Source organism: Sphingopyxis macrogoltabida, from assembly GCF_001307295.1.
GTDB lineage: Bacteria > Pseudomonadota > Alphaproteobacteria > Sphingomonadales > Sphingomonadaceae > Sphingopyxis > Sphingopyxis macrogoltabida_B.
The window spans coordinates 3656573-3673004 of sequence record NZ_CP012700.1 but is presented as its reverse complement, the minus strand read 5'-3'; the positions used below and the strand labels follow the sequence as shown (position 1 = coordinate 3673004).

Annotated in this window: 20 protein-coding genes; 11 read left to right on the top strand and 9 right to left on the bottom strand. The window is 65.7% G+C overall.

Features of this window, described 5'->3' with window-relative positions; genetic code table 11:
* Entirely contained in the window at window positions 1–1803 is a 1803-nt protein-coding gene (sdhA, locus tag AN936_RS17140; protein WP_054589167.1) for a succinate dehydrogenase flavoprotein subunit, read from the top strand.
* Between the two features lie 316 nt (window positions 1804–2119).
* Entirely contained in the window at window positions 2120–2554 is a 435-nt protein-coding gene (locus AN936_RS17135; protein ID WP_054589166.1) for a PilZ domain-containing protein, read from the top strand.
* Window positions 2555–2639: 85 nt separating this feature from the next.
* Here the strand turns inward: AN936_RS17135 and ctrA are convergent, their stop codons facing one another.
* Window positions 2640–3347, bottom strand: coding sequence for a response regulator transcription factor CtrA (ctrA, locus tag AN936_RS17130; RefSeq protein ID WP_054589165.1), 708 nt, complete (start codon window positions 3345–3347; stop codon window positions 2640–2642).
* Window positions 3348–3551: 204 nt separating this feature from the next.
* Window positions 3552–4499, bottom strand: coding sequence for a LysR family transcriptional regulator (locus AN936_RS17125; protein WP_054589164.1), 948 nt, complete (start codon window positions 4497–4499; stop codon window positions 3552–3554).
* 135 nt (window positions 4500–4634) lie between these two features.
* Between AN936_RS17125 and AN936_RS17120 the strand changes: the two genes are divergently transcribed.
* From AN936_RS17120 to AN936_RS17090, 7 genes are all read left to right on the top strand, one after another.
* The gene (locus AN936_RS17120; protein WP_054589163.1) at window positions 4635–5333 is read left to right on the top strand and encodes a pirin family protein; all 699 of its coding nucleotides are present in this window, start codon (window positions 4635–4637) and stop codon (window positions 5331–5333) included.
* Window positions 5334–5422: 89 nt separating this feature from the next.
* Window positions 5423–6019 (top strand): FMN-dependent NADH-azoreductase, encoded by a 597-nt coding sequence (locus AN936_RS17115; protein WP_054589162.1) that lies wholly within the window; start codon window positions 5423–5425, stop codon window positions 6017–6019.
* Window positions 6020–6023: 4 nt separating this feature from the next.
* Window positions 6024–6842 (top strand): DODA-type extradiol aromatic ring-opening family dioxygenase, encoded by an 819-nt coding sequence (locus AN936_RS17110; protein ID WP_084758466.1) that lies wholly within the window; start codon window positions 6024–6026, stop codon window positions 6840–6842.
* 6 nt (window positions 6843–6848) lie between these two features.
* A complete protein-coding gene (locus tag AN936_RS17105) occupies window positions 6849–7532 on the top strand; it encodes an RluA family pseudouridine synthase (protein WP_054589161.1) in 684 nt (227 codons plus the stop codon).
* Entirely contained in the window at window positions 7525–7926 is a 402-nt protein-coding gene (arfB, locus tag AN936_RS17100; RefSeq protein ID WP_054589160.1) for an alternative ribosome rescue aminoacyl-tRNA hydrolase ArfB, read from the top strand. The genes AN936_RS17105 and arfB overlap by 8 nt, the downstream gene beginning before the upstream one ends.
* Before the next feature lie 9 nt (window positions 7927–7935).
* The gene (locus tag AN936_RS17095) at window positions 7936–8523 is read left to right on the top strand and encodes an SOS response-associated peptidase family protein (protein ID WP_054589159.1); all 588 of its coding nucleotides are present in this window, start codon (window positions 7936–7938) and stop codon (window positions 8521–8523) included.
* Window positions 8524–8612: 89 nt separating this feature from the next.
* Window positions 8613–8936 carry a PilZ domain-containing protein gene (locus AN936_RS17090; RefSeq protein ID WP_054589158.1) on the top strand — a complete coding sequence of 108 codons (324 nt, stop codon included), beginning with the start codon at window positions 8613–8615 and terminating at the stop codon, window positions 8934–8936.
* Here AN936_RS17090 and AN936_RS17085 read toward each other — a convergent pair whose 3' ends face one another.
* On the bottom strand, window positions 8937–9362 hold the full coding sequence (locus tag AN936_RS17085; RefSeq protein WP_054589157.1) for an EVE domain-containing protein: 426 nt from the start codon (window positions 9360–9362) through the stop codon (window positions 8937–8939).
* Between the two features lie 119 nt (window positions 9363–9481).
* Between AN936_RS17085 and AN936_RS17080 the strand changes: the two genes are divergently transcribed.
* Window positions 9482–10411, top strand: coding sequence for an isopenicillin N synthase family dioxygenase (locus AN936_RS17080; protein WP_054590377.1), 930 nt, complete (start codon window positions 9482–9484; stop codon window positions 10409–10411).
* A 184-nt stretch (window positions 10412–10595) separates the two neighbouring features.
* Here AN936_RS17080 and AN936_RS17075 read toward each other — a convergent pair whose 3' ends face one another.
* Genes AN936_RS17075 through AN936_RS17050 form a run of 6 tightly spaced genes read right to left on the bottom strand, consistent with a single transcriptional unit; the run spans window position 10596 to window position 15053 of the window.
* Window positions 10596–11000 (bottom strand): DUF1801 domain-containing protein, encoded by a 405-nt coding sequence (locus AN936_RS17075; protein ID WP_054589156.1) that lies wholly within the window; start codon window positions 10998–11000, stop codon window positions 10596–10598.
* Window positions 10997–11407 carry a DUF1801 domain-containing protein gene (locus AN936_RS17070; protein ID WP_054589155.1) on the bottom strand — a complete coding sequence of 137 codons (411 nt, stop codon included), beginning with the start codon at window positions 11405–11407 and terminating at the stop codon, window positions 10997–10999. Before AN936_RS17070 ends, AN936_RS17075 begins: the two co-directional genes overlap by 4 nt.
* Before the next feature lie 23 nt (window positions 11408–11430).
* Entirely contained in the window at window positions 11431–11853 is a 423-nt protein-coding gene (locus AN936_RS17065) for an SRPBCC family protein (RefSeq protein ID WP_054589154.1), read from the bottom strand.
* Window positions 11850–12173 carry an ArsR/SmtB family transcription factor gene (locus AN936_RS17060; protein WP_054590376.1) on the bottom strand — a complete coding sequence of 108 codons (324 nt, stop codon included), beginning with the start codon at window positions 12171–12173 and terminating at the stop codon, window positions 11850–11852. The genes AN936_RS17065 and AN936_RS17060 overlap by 4 nt, the downstream gene beginning before the upstream one ends.
* A gap of 56 nt (window positions 12174–12229) precedes the next feature.
* Window positions 12230–13861, bottom strand: a complete 1632-nt coding sequence (locus AN936_RS17055; RefSeq protein WP_084758462.1) for an alkaline phosphatase D family protein — start codon at window positions 13859–13861, stop codon at window positions 12230–12232.
* Between the two features lie 58 nt (window positions 13862–13919).
* Window positions 13920–15053: a DUF3667 domain-containing protein gene (locus tag AN936_RS17050; protein WP_054589153.1), complete on the bottom strand. Its 1134-nt coding sequence runs from the start codon at window positions 15051–15053 to the stop codon at window positions 13920–13922.
* A 76-nt stretch (window positions 15054–15129) separates the two neighbouring features.
* On the opposite strand from AN936_RS17050, the gene AN936_RS17045 reads away from it, so the two are divergent.
* The gene (locus tag AN936_RS17045) at window positions 15130–16413 is read left to right on the top strand and encodes a glutamate-5-semialdehyde dehydrogenase (RefSeq protein WP_054589152.1); all 1284 of its coding nucleotides are present in this window, start codon (window positions 15130–15132) and stop codon (window positions 16411–16413) included.
* The last annotated feature ends 19 nt before the right edge of the window (window positions 16414–16432 follow it).

Sequence of the window (16432 nt, the reverse complement as noted above, 5' to 3'; positions counted from 1 at the left end):
ATGACCGAAGCGTATAAGATCATCGACCATATCTATGACACCGTCGTTGTCGGCGCCGGCGGATCGGGCCTGCGCGCGACGATGGGCAGCGCCGAAGCCGGCCTCAAGACCGCGTGCATCACCAAGGTGTTCCCGACGCGCAGCCACACCGTCGCGGCGCAGGGCGGCATCGCCGCGTCGCTGGGCAACAATTCGCCCGATCACTGGCAGTGGCACATGTACGACACCGTCAAGGGCTCCGACTGGCTCGGCGATCAGGACGCGATCGAATATATGGTCCGCGAGGCTCCGGCGGCGGTCTACGAACTTGAACATGCCGGCGTGCCCTTCAGCCGCAATCAGGACGGCACGATCTATCAGCGTCCGTTCGGCGGCCATATGCAGAATATGGGCGAGGGCCCGCCGGTGCAGCGCACCTGCGCCGCCGCCGACCGTACCGGCCATGCGATGCTCCATGCGCTCTATCAGCAGAGCCTGAAGTATGACGCGGACTTCTTCATCGAATATTTCGCGCTCGACCTGATCATGGAAGACGGCGCGTGCCGCGGCGTGATTGCGCTGTGCATGGAGGATGGCAGCATCCACCGCTTCCGTTCGCAGGCGGTCGTGCTCGCGACCGGCGGCTACGGTCGCTGCTATTTCACCGCGACCTCGGCGCACACCTGCACTGGCGACGGCGGCGGCATGGTGCTGCGCGCGGGCCTGCCGCTGCAGGACATGGAATTCGTCCAGTTCCACCCGACCGGCATCTATGGCGCGGGCGTGCTGATCACCGAAGGCGCGCGCGGCGAGGGCGGTTACCTGACGAACAGCGAAGGCGAGCGGTTCATGGAACGCTATGCCCCCTCGGCGAAGGACCTCGCATCGCGCGACGTCGTGTCGCGCTCGATGGCGCTCGAAATCCGCGAAGGCCGCGGCGTCGGGCCGCACAACGACCATATCTACCTGCACCTCGACCATATCGATCCCGCCGTGCTCGCCGAGCGCCTGCCGGGGATCACCGAGAGCGGCAAGATTTTCGCCGGTGTCGACCTGACGCGCCAGCCGCTGCCGGTCGTGCCGACGGTGCATTACAATATGGGCGGCATCCCGTGTAATTATCATGGCGAAGTCGTGACGCTGGGCAAGGACGGCCCCGATACCGTCGTCCCCGGCCTGTTCGCGGTCGGCGAAGCCGCGTGCGTGTCGGTCCATGGCGCGAACCGCCTCGGCTCGAACAGCCTGATCGACCTCGTCGTCTTCGGCCGCGCCACCGGGCATCGCCTCAAGGAACTGATCAAGCCCGGCGCCGCGCAGGCCGCGCTGCCGAAGGACAGCGCCGACCTTGCGCTCGGCCGTCTCGATCATTTCCGCAACGCCAATGGTGGCTCTCCGACGGCGGAAATCCGCCTCGAAATGCAGCGCGCCATGTCGCAGCATGCCGCGGTGTTCCGCACCGACGAGCTGATGGCCGAAGGCAAGGAAAAGCTCGCCAAGACCTACCAGCGGATGAACGACGTCCACGTCACCGACCGCAGCCTGATCTGGAACACCGACCTGATCGAGACGCTCGAGCTCGACAATCTGATCGCGCAGGCGACGGTGACGATGCATTCGGCGTATAATCGCAAGGAAAGCCGCGGCGCCCATGCGCACGAGGATTTCCCGAACCGCGACGATCCGAACTGGATGAAGCACACGATCAGCTGGTTCGACGGCTGGGGCGGCAAGGGCGGCGGCGTGAAGCTCGATTACCGGCCGGTCCACGAATATACGCTGTCGGACGACGTCGAATATATCAAGCCAAAGGCGCGCGTTTACTAAGGGGTTGCGGGACGGTCGTTTTTCGGCCGATTTCGGCCAGTTTAGGCCGACCCCTGTTCGTTCGCATCGAGCGAAGTCGAGATGCCCCTCGGGCTAGGCGCCATCTCGATGGGTGTCTCGACTTCGCTCGACACGAACGGGAATAGATGACGGGCAGCTCCCACCCTAAAGCCGACATGCGGCCGACCATTGCCCCGCGCCCGCCAGATATGACCGAACATCTATAACGAAAATTTACCTTCCGCTGCTAATGCGGCGGACGGGACCATCGTCACCGCCCCGGAGTGGGAACCGGGCGGAAGCTATTAGGTCGCCCATGCCAGATCCTGGGGCCGAGACCGACTCGCCGGCCGCCGCCGACAAACGCCAGCCGCGCCAGTCGCGTCTGGTCAAGGCGGAGCTTTGCTGTGCGCGGCTTGGCCGGTTCGACGTCACGATCCGCAATGTCTCGAAGACCGGTATCGGCGGGCAGGGCCCGCATATGCTTCAGATCGGCGAGCGAATGACGATAATCCTGCCCGGCCACGACCCGATGCCGGGAACGGTCCGCTGGGTCCAGGACCGGCGGTTCGGCATCGAGACCGACCGGGCGATCGACACCGCACGCCTGCGCGGTGCGCAGGGCGACGGTTTGACGACCACCGACAGCAAGGCGGAATTCCAGATCGTCCCCGCGCCCCGCATCTCGGCGCGCCGTCCGGGGCTCACGCTCGGCGTCTCTCCCCGGGGCGATAGCTGGAAACGGCACTGAACGACCGCATGCGTTTGCGCCGGACAAAGGAAAACCGGCGCGGATCGCTCCGCGCCGGTTCCCCCGGTTGTTCGGTTAGATGGCGTCAGGCGACGCGGCGGACTTCGTTGCCGTCGTCGTCGATGTCGCGCAGCACATAGCCGCGGCCCCAGACCGTCTCGATATAATTTTCGCCGCCGCAGGCCAGCGCCAGCTTCTTGCGCAGCTTGCAGATGAAGACGTCGATGATCTTCAGTTCGGGCTCGTCCATGCCGCCGTAGAGGTGGTTCAGAAACATTTCCTTCGTGAGCGTCGTGCCCTTGCGCAGCGAGAGCAGCTCAAGCATCTGATATTCCTTGCCGGTCAGGTGCACGCGGGTGCTGTCGACCTCGACCGTCTTGGTGTCGAGATTGACCGCGAGTTTGCCGGTCTTGATAACGCTCTGGCTGTGCCCCTTCGAACGGCGGACGACCGCATGGATGCGGGCCACCAGTTCGTCGCGGTGGAAGGGCTTGGTGACATAATCGTCGGCACCGAAGCCGAACGAACGCACCTTCGAATCCATTTCCGAAATGCCCGACAGGATCAGCACCGGCGTCTGCACCTTCGCGGTGCGCAGCTTCTTCAGCACGTCATAGCCGTGCATGTCGGGCAGATTCAGGTCGAGCAGGATGATGTCGTAATCATAGAGCTTGCCGAGGTCCAGGCCTTCTTCACCGAGGTCGGTGGTATAGACGTTGAAGCCTTCGGTGGTGAGCATCGTGTCGATCGCCTTCGCGGTCGTCGGCTCGTCCTCGATCAGCAGTACGCGCATTGGGCACCCCTTAACCTTTATCCCAACTGGGACTGTTTCCCACGATGATCCCGCGATCCATCTGCGCGACCCCGTGAAAATGCGCCGACCGACCCCTGTTGCAGGACTGCCGGAACATTAACCATGAAACTAATGAAGGGAAAAGGTTAATTTTGATTTAACCCGCAGAACTCCACGAGTCGCGGCTAATTTACCACACTCCGGTCAGTCGTTTTCCGTGCGATGATGCTGCTTCACAAAGCGCTCGTGCGCGCCGGTGCAACTGATCTTGAGCCCATCGACCAGATGGTCCGACAGCGCACGCACGCGGGCGGGGCGGAGCCGCGACGGTGGCGACAGAAGGTGCAGGTGCGACTGCGGCAACGACCAGTCAGCAAGGATCGGGACGACCGCGCCCGACGCCAGTTCGTCGGCCGCGATGAAATCGGGGAGCACCGCGATGCCGCCGCCGGCAACGATCAGCGGCACCATGATGTCGCCGTTGTTCGCGAACAGCGGTCCCGTCGGCAGCACCGTCGCCTCTTCGCCCGCGCGCTGGAAATGGAGCGGCAGCGCACGCTGGCGATGCCCGTAACCGATCAGCCGGTGTCCCGACAGTTCGAGCGGATGCTTCGGAGTACCGTGCTTCTCCAGATAGGCGGGGCTGGCGATCACCGAGGCGGCCACCGGCGCGATCGTCCGCGCGCGCAGGCTCGAATCGGCGAGCGGCGCGATCCGCAAGGTGAGGTCGATACCCTCGGCGACCGGATCGTGCCGCGCGTCGCTCAGCAATACTTCGATCTCGACTGCCGGATGTCTGTCCAGGAACGCCGCGAGCGGCGGGCCGAGCACCTTGATCCCGAAGCTCATCGGCGCCGCGAGGCGGATCGGCCCCGCGAGATCGACCCGGTCGCCGCGCGCCGCTTCGGTCGCTGCGGTTGCCGCCGCGACCATTGCGCGCGCTTCGGCGAGCAGGCCCTCGCCGGCGGTCGACACCGCCACGACGCGCGAGCTGCGGTGGAGGAGGGTTATGCCGAGCGATGCCTCGAGCCGCGTCACCGCTTTCGACACGCTCGCCTTGGAGAGGCCGAGCGCGGTTGCGGCGGCGGTGAAGCTGCCGCCGTCGGCAACCGCGACGAAACAGGCCCAGCCTTCATAATCGGGAAGCGACATTGATTATCTCGTAAATGGAAACGATGGTTTTCCATCTACGCTATTTTCGAAACGATACATATCCCTATCTTGACCTCAACACGATGCGCCGCCGGGCACCATGCCTGCGAGCGGCCCGATTGAAAGGACAAGGCCATGATCGACATTCGCAAATTCGACACGCTGGGCCATGCCGACCACGGCTGGCTCGACGCCCGCCATCATTTCTCCTTCGCCAATTACCACGATCCCGATCGCATGGGTTGGGGCGCGCTGCGCGTCTGGAACGACGATGCGATCGCGGCGCAGTCGGGCTTCCCCGCCCACCCGCACCGCGACATGGAAATCATCACCTATGTCCGCAGCGGCGCGATCAGCCATCGCGACAGCATGGGCAACACCGGCCGCACCGCAGCGGGCGACGTGCAGGTGATGAGTGCCGGCACCGGCGTGACGCACAGCGAGTTCAACCTCGAGGACGAGGAAACGACGCTGTTCCAGATCTGGATCATCCCCGACCAGGCGGGCGGCAATCCCGGCTGGGGTGCGCGCCAGTTTCCCAAGGCCGACCGTTCGGGGCAGTTCGTGACGCTGGCAAGCGGTATCGAAGGCGACGACGATGCGCTGCCGATCCGCGCCAATGCCCGCGTCGCGGCGGCGACGGTGAATGCCGGAGAAAAACTCTCCTATGACCTTGCCGGCGGGCGCCACGCCTATCTGGTTGCCGCCAAGGGGCGTATCCGCGTCAACGGCACCGATGCCGACCCCCGCGACGGCATCGCGCTTCGCGACGTCGGCACGATCGAAGTCGAGGCGCTCGACGATGCCGAACTGGTGCTCGTCGACAGCCTCTAAGCGCTCCCCCGGGCCGCCGCATGTCCCCCTCCCTGGTGCGGCGGCCCACCCCCTTCTTCCCTTTCATCCCCGTCAAAGGAGTAACCGAAATGAGCCATATTCTTCGCATCGACGCCAGCGCCCGCAACGAAGGGTCGACGACGCGCCTGCTCGCCGACCAATTGGTGAACCGCCTTGTCGAACAGGGTTATGGCGCGACCGTCACCCGCCGCGACCTCAACGCCGCGCCGCCGGCGCTGCTCACCGAAGGCTGGGTCGGCGCCAATTTCACCGACGAGGCGGCCCGCACCGACGAACAGAAGGCGCTGCTTGCGGGATCGGACGAACTGATCGCCGAACTCGAAGCCGCCGACACGATCGTCATTACCGCGCCGATCTATAATTTCGCGATCCCCGCCTCGCTCAAGGCATGGGTCGACCTGATCGCCCGCGCCCGCCGCACCTTCCGCTATACCGAAGCCGGGCCCGAAGGGCTGCTCAAGGGCAAGCGCGCCTTCATCGTCTTCGCCTCGGGCGGCGTGCCGCTCGGCAGCGCGGTCGATTTCGCGAGCGGCTATCTGAAGCATATCCTCGGCTTTGTCGGCATCACCGACGTCACGATCATCGCGGCCGACGGTCATCTGACCGACGGCGAAGCGGTGGGCCGTGCCACCGCGGCGATCGACGGCCTGCAGCAGGCGGCCTGAACCGGTGCGCCGTCTCCCGAGCCTTTTCGTTTCGCACGGCTCGCCGATGATGGCGCTCGAGCCCAGCCCGGCGCGGGATTTTCTCGCCGGGCTGGGCGACCACCTGCCGCGGCCGCACGCGATCCTGATGATCTCGGCGCATCATGACGCGGCCTATCAGGGCGGCCGGGCGACCGTGACCGCTTCGCCCGCGCCGCCGACGATCCACGACTTCGGCGGCTTTCCCGACGAGCTGTTCGCGATGCGCTATCCGGCGCCGGGCGATCCGGCGCTGGCTGAGCGGGTTGCAGGCCTGCTCGCCGGGCATGGCCTCACCGTCGCCGCCGATCCCGATCGCGGTCTCGACCATGGCGCCTGGGTGCCGCTGTCGCTGATCTATCCGCAGGCCGATATTCCCGTCGTCCAGCTCTCGATCCACTCGAACGACAGCCCCGAATGGCATTTCGTGCTTGGGCAGGCGCTCGCGCCGCTCCGCGACGAGGGCGTGCTCGTCATCGGGTCGGGCAGCATGACGCATAATCTGCGCGCGCTGTTCTCGGCGCGCCTACCGATCGAGGCGCCGGCTCCGGCGTGGGTCGGCGATTTCACCGACTGGGTTGCGGAGCGCATGGCGGCTGGCGCCGTCGACGACGTCCTCCACGCGGTCGACCGCGCACCGCACGGCCGCGATAATCATCCGACCCCCGATCATATCCTGCCGCTGTTCGTCGCGATGGGGGCGGGCGGGACGCCGTTTGCTGCAAAGCGGCTGCACGACAGTGTGACATACGGCCTGCTCGCGATGGACGTTTACGCTTTCGGTGGGGAAGCCGCCGCCCTATAGCGCGCCATGCTTCTTTCAGACCGTGTCCTGTTCCTCGACGGCGAGGCCCTTGTCATCGACAAGCCCGCTGGCCTGCCGGTCGATGCCCCGCGCGACGGCAGCCTCAGCCTTGAAAATCATCTCGACAGCCTGCGTTTCGGCTTCAAGCGCTGGCCGCTGGCGGTGCACCGGCTCGACCGCGATACCTCGGGCTGCCTGCTGCTCGCGCGCAATCCGAAGGCGCATGGCCGTTTCACCCGGGCGTTCGAGAATCGCGAGGTCGAGAAGCAATATCTCGCGATCGTCGACGGCGTGCCCGACGGCGACGGCGGCACGATCGACCTGCCGCTCGCCAAGACCTCGACCGCCGAGACCGGCTGGCGCATGGTCGGCGACCCGAAAGGCAAACCGTCGGTGTCGCACTGGGCGAAGCTCGCTGTAGCCGAGGGCCGCAGCCTGCTCCGCTTCCGTCCCGAAACCGGCCGCACCCACCAGCTCCGGGTCCACGCCCTCGAAGGGCTCGGCTTTCCGCTCGTCGGAGATCCGGTTTACGGGCGCGGTGGCACGCGGACGCGCACCTTGCTCCACGCCGAAAGGCTCGTGGTAAAACGTGACGTCAAGCCGTCAATTATCGCTGAAGCGCCGTTTCCGGAAAGCTTCATCGCGCTGGGCTTTGCCGCACCGGAGGGTGCGGAGCCGACGCGTGGCTGACATTCCCGAAAGCGCGATCAGCGAGAAGTTCCTCGCGGGATCCGGTCCGGGCGGTCAGAATGTCAACAAGGTCGCAACCGCGTGCCAGCTCCGCGTCAACGTCTACGCGCTTGGCTTGGCGCCCGACGCCTATAAGCGCCTGAAAACGCTGGCAGGAAGCCGGATGACAAGCGAAGGTGAGCTGGTCATCCTCGCGCGCCGCTACCGCACGCAAGAGGCAAACCGCTCCGACGCGCGGGCGCGGCTGGGCGAGTTGATCGACGCTGCGCTCGTCCGCCCCGAACGCCGCGTCAAAACGAAGCCGAGCAAGGCGGCAAAGGCGAAGCGCGTCGACAGCAAGAAGGCGCGCAGCTCGGTAAAGGCCGGGCGCGGGCGGGTTCGCGCGATCGACTAGCGCGCCGACATGACCAGCCTCTACCGCCTCGACGCGCCGGCCAGCGCGATTGCCGCGGCCTTCGATGCCGAGGCCGGCGATGATCCATGGGCGGGCGGCTATGTCGCGCCGGGGCGCCCCGCGCCGGTAATCGCCAGCGACGGCCGCGACGGTTCGCGGCGATTTTTACGTCCGAAATTATGGGGCGTGCCGCCGCCGCCGCAGGGAACGCAGCCGGTAACCACGGTGCGTAACCTTGAAAGCCCGTTCTGGATCGGCACGCTGCGCCACCCCGAACTGCGCTGCCTCGTCCCCGCGACGGCGTTTCCCGCCTGGTCGGGGGCGGCGGGTGCGAAGCGGCAGCACTGGTTTTCGGTATCGTCGCGCCGCATCTTCGCCTTCGCCGGAATCCAGCGGCAGATCGAGGATTGGCCGGGCTTCGCGATCGTCACCACCGACGCCAACCGGCTGGTCGCGCATCACCGGCCGGGCGCGATGCCAGTCATCGTCCATGCCGAAGATTATGGTCGCTGGCTGTCGGCCGATTGGCGCGAGGCGAAAGCGCTCGTCTCCGCCTTTCCCAGCCAGTTAATGACGGTCGGCGACGCGCCGCCTTAACCCGAAGATTTCACCACGCGTTTTGACACAACGGTAACCATCGGCGGCGTAGAAAAGCCCGAATCGAATCGCTTCAGGGATCGCTAACCGTGCCGGGTAACAACAGCAGCATCGCTCAATCCGCCCCCGACGGCCGCCGTGCCGCACGCACCGATGTTTCCGCGCGGGCCCGCCTGCGCGTCGCCGGCATGAACCCGTTCGACGTCGACCTGTTCGACCTGTCGGCAACGGGCTTTCGCTTCTTCTCTTACTCGCCGCCCGCGGTCGACACGCATCTGTGGGTCAACCTGCCCGGCCTGCAACTGCTTGAGGCGGTCGTTCGCCGCGTCGATGGCACCAACTGCGGCTGCGAATTCGTCAGCCCGCTGCACCCGTCGATCACCCAGCACATGCAGTCGAAGCTGCGCAAATAATCAGCCCGCGGGCTTTTCCGATTTTTTGAGGATATGCTTCCACTCGTCGGGCGTGACGCGCCCGACCGAGAGGCGCGACTGGCGGATCAGGTCCATGTCGGCGAGCTTGGGGTCGGCCTTGATCGCCGCCAGCGTTACCGGATGCTTGAGCGCGCGGACGGGTTCGACGCGCACCACCACCCACGGCGATCCTTCGTCGGCGGTCGGATCGGGAAAGCTTTCCTCGACGATCTTCATGATCCCGACGCATTCCTTGCCGATATTGCTGTGATAGAAGAGCGCTTCGTCGCCATTCTTCATCGCCATCAGGTTGAGCTTGGCGGTGTGGTTGCGGACGCCGTCCCACATGCCGGTGCCGTCCGCGACGAGCTGTTCCCACGCATAGGCGTCGGGTTCGGATTTCATCAGCCAATATTGCTTTGCCATGCCGCTCTCTTAGCAACCATCGCCGGTTTGAAAAGAGCGAGCCTCTTTCGCGTCATCGCCGCTGGCCCTACATGCGGAAGCAGAATCGCGGCATCGCCCGCCCCATATGGATCCAGATCATGACCGCCGCCGTCCCCACCATTTCGATGTCGCTTCCTGCCGACGAATTCGCCCGTGCCTTTGGCGCCTCCTTCGAACGCTTCGGCTTCGCGATGATCACCGATCATGGCATCGACCCGGCGCTGATCGACGAAGCGTGGGACAAGGCGAAAGCCTTCTTCGCGCTGCCCGAAGAGGTGAAGCGCGCCTATCATATTGCCGGCGGCGGCGGCGCGCGCGGCTATACGCCGTTCGGTACCGAGATCGCGAAGGGTGCGAAGGAGGTCGACCTCAAGGAATTCTGGCACGTCGGGCGTGACCTGCCGCCGGGGCACCGCCTCGCGGCGCAGCAGCCGAACAATGTCTGGCCCGCCGAGGTCGCGGGCTTTCGCGCCGTCTACGACAGACTATTCGCCGAGTTCGACCGCGTCGGCGGGCGGCTCCTTTCGGGGATCGCGCGCTATCTGGGGCTCGCTCCCGATTTTTTCGACGACACGATCGCCGACGGCAACAGCGTGATGCGCCTGCTGCACTATCCGCCGGTCGCGGCCCCCGCGAAGGGCATCCGCGCCGAGGCACACGAAGATATCAACACGATCACCCTGCTGCTCGGCGCCGAAGAGGCGGGGCTCGAAATCCTCGACAAGGACGGCAGCTGGCTTCCCGTCAATCCGCCGCCGGGCGCGATGGCGGTCAATGTCGGCGACATGCTGCAGCGGCTGACCAACAACCGCTTGCCGTCTACGACCCACCGCGTCCGCAATCCCGACGCAGGGCGGGCCGGCGTCGCGCGCTATTCGATGCCCTTCTTCCTGCACTTCCGGTCCGATTATCCGATCGAGACGCTGGCAAGCTGCGTCGATGCGTCGCACCCCGATCTTTATCCCGACCCGATTACCGCCGATGCCTATCTGCAGGAACGGCTCCGCGAGATCGGTCTGAAGGCATAGCGGGCATAAGTTGATATGCGGTAGGAAGCAGATGTCGCTTCATCCACCTTCGTCATCCCGGACTTGATCCGGGATCCATAGCTGCGCCGTCGTCATGGCTCCCGGATCAAGTCCGGGATGACGATGATCAGAGGTCCGTTTCTGATCGAACTCCTCGACCCGCAACTCCAATCCAGCGCCGCTCCTATTTTCGCGGCGCCTTCGATGCGTTGAGCGCCACGGCCTCGCGCACCAGCGCCTTGAAAGCTTTTTCGTCGATCGTATCGCCTTCGAAAATGTCGATCGCGCGCCGGACATTGCCGTCGAGGCTGGAATTGAACAGGCGCGCCGGATCGTCGAGCGCGGCGCCGCGCGCGAAGGTGAACTTGACCTTGTCCTTGTAGGTCTCGCCGGTGCAGAGGATGCCGCCATGCTCCCAGACGGGAACGCCCATCGGGTTCGACGGCTTGCGCCACTTCACCGTTTCGGCGACCTCGGGCTCGGCCGCACGGATCAGCGCGCGCATTCTGGCCAGCGCCGCACCGCGCCAGTCGTCCAGCTTCGCGATGCGCGCATCGATGAGGTCGGAGGGATTTTCGTCAGCGCTCACATTTTCTCTCCCGGCAGCGTGCTTGCCTGCTTGACCCAGTCGGCGAATTGGGCCTCGTCGAAATCATCCTCGTGGATATGATAATAGCGCGTGTCGGCGACCTTCGATGCGACCGGCGGCACCGGATCGAGCGACCGGCCGCGAAAGAAGCTCACTTTGATATATTTGTCGAAGCAATGGAACGACACGAACCAGATGTCCTTCTCCATGCCATAGAAGGGCGAGTTCCATTTGACCGCTTTCTGGACGTCCGGGACGGCCTTTGCGATCAGCGCGTCGATCCGTTCGCCGACGCCGCGCTTCCACCCCGGCATTGCGGCGACATAGGCCTGCACCGGCGCGTCGCCATAGCCTTTCGGGATTTGCGGATTGCCGCCCGAGAGCAGTTTCGGGGCCTTGCCGGTCATCGCTTTTTCTCCTTGGCCAATCTTCAATCGAGACCGGCGACGAGCTTCTCGAGATTTTCGAGATGGATGCGCCAGCCGCCCTTGGCGCCGCCGAATGCCTGTTTCTGATCGGGGCGGAAGCCGGTCTGTTCCATGCGCAGCAGCGTCCCCGATCCGCTCGGCTCGAGCGTAAAGGTCACTTTGCTGTCGAGGCGATAGGCCGGGTCGTCGTGCGCGTGGTTCCAGGTGTAGGACAGGCTGCGGCCCGGATCGACGTCGAGGATCTCGCAATCGACATGGCCCCAGTCGCCGCGCATCTGGAACCGGTGGCCGAGGTCGAGCCCGAAGTCGTTCTTCATCAACCATTCCTCGATCAGATGCTGCGTCGTCAGCGCCCGCCAGATCTTTTCGGGCGGATGCGGAATGTCGCGCTCCACGGTCACGCTGCGCAGTTCGATCGCCGTCATTGATCCATCCTTTTCAGCAAATCTTCGAGATCGTCGAAGCGCGCTTCCCAGAAGGGCGCCATCCGGCCGGTCCAGTCGACCAGCGGCGCGAGCGCGCGCTGCTGCGCGCGATAATGGGTCTGGCGCCCTTCGTGGCGGTCGGCGACGAGGCCTGCCTGCCGCAGCACGCTGAGATGTTTGGACACCGCCGGCTGCGAAATGCCGGCCCCGGCGGTGAGCGTTCCGACGGTCTGTTCGCCGTCGCGGCAAAGCCGTTCGAAGAGCGCCCGCCGCGTCGGATCGGCGAGCGCCCGGAACAGCAGGTCGGGGGATGCGGTCATCGGCATTCATAACTTTCTGGTTATGGATTTCTCATAACCACCGGGTTATGGATGAGTCAAGTGGCGTTATAGGTTCTCCGCCCGCGTTCTACGGTCATGCTGTGCGTTCCCGAAAGCGCCGGATTGCGGGTCCGAATGCCTGCCACATTGTGCCAGTTCGCGGTAATCCGATCGCGCGTCAACGCGACCGAGACATAGCCGCGGTCCTGCGTATTGGCCCATTTGAGCTGCGGCGACGAAGCGCGGAGCGCCGACACCCGCGTCGCGTCCGAAATCTCGGGCGTATAGGCCTCGAATCCCGGCGAACTGACGCTGTGGCCGCCGACCTCGATCCCGGCGGGCCGCCCGTCGTGCGACAGGTCGAACGCCCAGGCATTGTGGCTGTCGCCCGCGAGCGTGACGAGATCGGCGTCGGCCGCCTGTGCTGCGGCGAGCAGGCGATCGCGCGCCGCCGGATAGCCGTCCCATGCATCGAGGTTGAGTGGCAGTCCCGCCTTCGCCGCGAGCTGTGCCGCGGCGACGCGGCGGCGGACGATGTCGGGCGGGTTGGCGCCGAACCAGTTTGCCGATTCGGGCGGCGTGAACAGGCTGCCCATGACGATCTGCTGCGCGCAGACCTGCCAGCGCGTGCCCGCCTTCACCGACGCGGCAAAGCCGTCGAACAGCCATTTTTCCTGATCGCCGCCGAGCAACTGGCGCGCCGGATCGCGATAGGCGGTTTCGGCAAAGCGCTTGAGCTTCGCCGCGGCGTCGCCGCCGCCCGCAACGATCTCCTCGATCTCGAACGGCTTGTCGCGCGCGGTGATCCGCGTTTCGGGAAGGAAGATCGTCGCAAGGTCGCCGACCTGATAATGGCGCCAGCGGGTGTCGCCGACCGGCATCCATTCGCGATAGGCGCGCTCGGCCGCGGCTTCGCGCGCGCGCCATTCGCCTTCGCCCTCGTTGTGATTCTCGGCGCCGCCCTTCCATGTGTCGTTGGCGAATTCATGATCGTCCCATTGCGCGATCATCGGAAACAGCTGGTGCAGCCGTTGCAGGTCGGGATCGCAGCGATAGGCGGCATAGCGCAGGCGATAGTCGGCGAGCGCGATCAGTTCGTGCGAGGGCTGCACCTCGCGGCCCGGCACCGCGTCCTGCAGCGACGGATAATCGCCGACCCGATATTCGTAGAGATAGTCGCCGACATGCGCGACGAGGTCGATGTCATTGCGCGCGGCGGCATGGCCATAGGCGTTGAACCAGCCGAAGGGCATGTTGGCGCAGGAGAAAAGCGCGAGGGTGAACGCGCTCGCCGGTCCCGCAGGCAGCGTGCGCGTCCGCCCGGTCGGCGATGTCGTCCCGTCGGGCGCGATGAAGCGGTAGAAATACCAGCGCCCGGGTTCGAGCCCGTCGACGAGCAGCCTCGCGGTATGATCACGCGCGCCGGTCGCCGTCACGGTGCCGCCGCCCGCGATGCGCGCGAAATCGGGGCTTTCGGAAAGCTCGGCGGTCAGCGCGGTGTCGTTCACCGCGGCATAGCGCGTCCACAGCAGCACCGAATAAGGACCCGGCTCGCCGCTCGCGACTCCGTGGGTGAAGCCCTCTGCTATCGCCGCCTTCGCCGCGCCGGGCAAGGCCAGCGCCGCAAGTCCCGCGGTGCCGAGCTTGATCAGCAGGCGCCTGTCCATCTCGCCCCACAGCCGATGCATCGCCTCTCTCCTTTGCGGGCCTATCAGGTCCTGCCCGCCTTTTGTTACGTCTCGCCGTCTATCCCATCACCCCCAGCGCCAACAGGAGCAGCATGAAGGTGATCACCGCGAACAGGCTGAAGAACAGCAATAATGTCGTGCGGATCAGCGCCCCGAACCACGATGCGCGATAGGCGCCGCGGATTTGCCGGTACATGTGGAACGGCGCGTAAAGCATCGCGCAGAAGGTCGCGATTTCGCCAAGCAGCGTCAGGTTGAACAGCCGCACGACGACGAAGAGCAGCAGCATGAACGAAATCGAATAGGTGACGAAGACGAAATGGTCATAGGTGTGGAAACGGCGGCTGAACGGATAGAGCAGCCACATGAAGGGCAACGACAGCGGGATCAGTGCCCAGGCGAATTTATAGGCGTTGGCTTGGAGCTTGTAGAGGACGAGCGCGGGGTTCGCGAACGCCTTTGCGAGGCCGTGGTCGATGAACTCCACCCCGGTGTCATATTTGTTCTGCGAGATGAAATCGGCGCTGGTCTTTATCTGCGCCGCGGGATCGTCGAGCACCGGTGGGCCGGCCGCGCGATCGGCGGCGCGTTCGGTCTTGCTGCGGCTGCGCGCGACGCCGAGATAATCGGCGCTCTTCTGCAACACGTCGCGTTCGGTCTCCAGCTCGCGCCGGGCGTCGGCGGAGAGCCCCGGCTTCGCCAGTTCAGCATCGACCCGGTCGACCTCCTGCTGCATGCTGTCCTTGATCGCCGCGGTACGCGTCTGCTCGGCCGCCGCCTTGCTGAGTTCCTCGCCGATGCCCCCGCCGCTGCCGACCATTGCCAGCACGGCATAGGTCAGGAACACTGCGAACAGGAACAGCGCCAGCGGCGAGATGAAGCGCGCACGCTCGCCATGGATATAGCGCCGCGTCAGGTCGCCCGGCCGCCAGACGAGCAGCGGCAGCGTGTTCCAGATCTTGCCCTCGAAATGGAAGATCGCGTGGACGAGGTCGTGGCCGATGGCGCCGAAGCTGCGGTGAATATCGGCCTTTTGCCCGCAATGATGGCAGTGCGAACCGGCGAGGCTCGTCCCGCAGTTGAGACAGCGTTCCCCCGCATGCGCCGTGTCGCCGCCATGGCGCGGTTCGACCGCATGTCCCGCCAGCCCCGCGGTCACCGCCGCGCCGATTGCCTCGATATCCCCGCTCATCGTCCCTAGGTAGCAGCGCGCGCCGATGGCGCAACGGGACTTTCACCGCCGCCGCAAAGCGTGATAGGGCGGCGCGATGAACGCTGAAGCTCTGACCCTGCCGCCGCTGGCCGATGCCGCGACGCTGATCGCTGAGATGGGCGCGCGCGCGCGCGCCGCCGCGAAACGGCTTGGCGTCGCGCCGACCGCCGACAAGGCTGCGGCGCTGCACGCCGCTGCGCATCAGCTCCGGGCGCAGGCGGCGGTCATATTGGAAGCCAATGCGCGCGACATGGCGGCGGGAAAGACCGCCGGCCTCACCGCCGCGCTGCTCGACCGGCTGCGGCTCGACGAAGGCCGGCTGGCGGGCATCGCCGATGCGGTCGATGCGGTCGCGGCGCTGCCCGATCCGGTCGGCGCCGAAATCGAGCGCAGCGTGCGGCCGAACGGCATGGAACTGAGCCGCGTCCGCGTGCCGCTGGGCGTCGTCGGCATCATCTATGAAAGCCGCCCCAACGTCACCGCCGACGCCGCGGCGCTCGGCCTGATGTCGGGCAATGCGGTGATCCTGCGCGGCGGCAGCGAGGCGGTTCATTCGAACCGCGCGATCCACGCCGCTTTCGCCACGGGCCTCGAAGAAGCGGGCCTGCCCGCCGATGCGGTGCAGCTTGTCCCGACACAGGATCGCGCCGCCGTCGGCGCGCTGCTTCGCGCGCAGGGACTGGTCGACATCATCATCCCGCGCGGCGGCAAGGGTCTTGTCGCGCGCGTCCAGGACGAGGCGCGGGTGCCGGTGCTCGCGCATCTCGACGGAATCAACCACCTCTACATCGATGCCGCCGCCAATCCCGCGAAGGCCGTCGAGCTGGCGGTCAACGCGAAAATGCGCCGCACCGGCATCTGCGGCGCGACCGAGACGATCCTGATCGACCGCGCCTATCCGGCACCGCTCGCCATCGTCGATGCGCTGATTGCGGCGGGCTGCGAAGTGCGCGGCGACAAGGCCATCGCGGCGCTCAGCCCGCATGTCGAACCCGCGACGGCGGGCGATTGGGACTGCGAATATCTCGATGCGATCGTCTCGATCGGCGAGGTCGACGGCCTCGCTGGCGCGCTCACCCATATCGACGCGCATTCGAGCCGCCACACCGACGCGATCGTCACCGAAGACGCCGCGACGGCCGAACGCTTCCTCGCCGAAGTTGATAGCGCGATCGTCATGCACAACGCCTCGACGCAATTTGCGGATGGGGGAGAATTCGGTCTCGGCGCGGAGATCGGCATCGCGACGGGACGGCTGCACGCGCGCGGCCCCGTCGCACTCGAAGGGCTGACGACGTATAAATGGCTGGTGCGTGGGAGCGGGCAAACGCGTCCTTGAATCGTTTGTATACAAATGA

Coding starts and splice junctions, on each gene's coding strand:
- sdhA (WP_054589167.1), top strand. CDS start 1: ATGACCGAAGCGTATAAGATCATCGACCATATCTATGACACCGTCGTT.
- AN936_RS17125 (WP_054589164.1), bottom strand. CDS start 4,499: ATGTCGCTTCCCGATTATGAAGGCTGGGCCTGTTTCGTCGCGGTTGCC.
- AN936_RS17065 (WP_054589154.1), bottom strand. CDS start 11,853: ATGACGGCGATCGAACTGCGCAGCGTGACCGTGGAGCGCGACATTCCG.
- AN936_RS17105 (WP_054589161.1), top strand. CDS start 6,849: ATGCTTCTTTCAGACCGTGTCCTGTTCCTCGACGGCGAGGCCCTTGTC.
- AN936_RS17085 (WP_054589157.1), bottom strand. CDS start 9,362: ATGGCAAAGCAATATTGGCTGATGAAATCCGAACCCGACGCCTATGCG.
- AN936_RS17060 (WP_054590376.1), bottom strand. CDS start 12,173: ATGACCGCATCCCCCGACCTGCTGTTCCGGGCGCTCGCCGATCCGACG.
- AN936_RS17135 (WP_054589166.1), top strand. CDS start 2,120: ATGCCAGATCCTGGGGCCGAGACCGACTCGCCGGCCGCCGCCGACAAA.
- AN936_RS17115 (WP_054589162.1), top strand. CDS start 5,423: ATGAGCCATATTCTTCGCATCGACGCCAGCGCCCGCAACGAAGGGTCG.
- AN936_RS17070 (WP_054589155.1), bottom strand. CDS start 11,407: ATGACCGGCAAGGCCCCGAAACTGCTCTCGGGCGGCAATCCGCAAATC.
- ctrA (WP_054589165.1), bottom strand. CDS start 3,347: ATGCGCGTACTGCTGATCGAGGACGAGCCGACGACCGCGAAGGCGATC.
- AN936_RS17045 (WP_054589152.1), top strand. CDS start 15,130: ATGAACGCTGAAGCTCTGACCCTGCCGCCGCTGGCCGATGCCGCGACG.
- AN936_RS17080 (WP_054590377.1), top strand. CDS start 9,482: ATGACCGCCGCCGTCCCCACCATTTCGATGTCGCTTCCTGCCGACGAA.
- AN936_RS17120 (WP_054589163.1), top strand. CDS start 4,635: ATGATCGACATTCGCAAATTCGACACGCTGGGCCATGCCGACCACGGC.
- AN936_RS17055 (WP_084758462.1), bottom strand. CDS start 13,861: ATGCATCGGCTGTGGGGCGAGATGGACAGGCGCCTGCTGATCAAGCTC.
- AN936_RS17095 (WP_054589159.1), top strand. CDS start 7,936: ATGACCAGCCTCTACCGCCTCGACGCGCCGGCCAGCGCGATTGCCGCG.
- AN936_RS17050 (WP_054589153.1), bottom strand. CDS start 15,053: ATGAGCGGGGATATCGAGGCAATCGGCGCGGCGGTGACCGCGGGGCTG.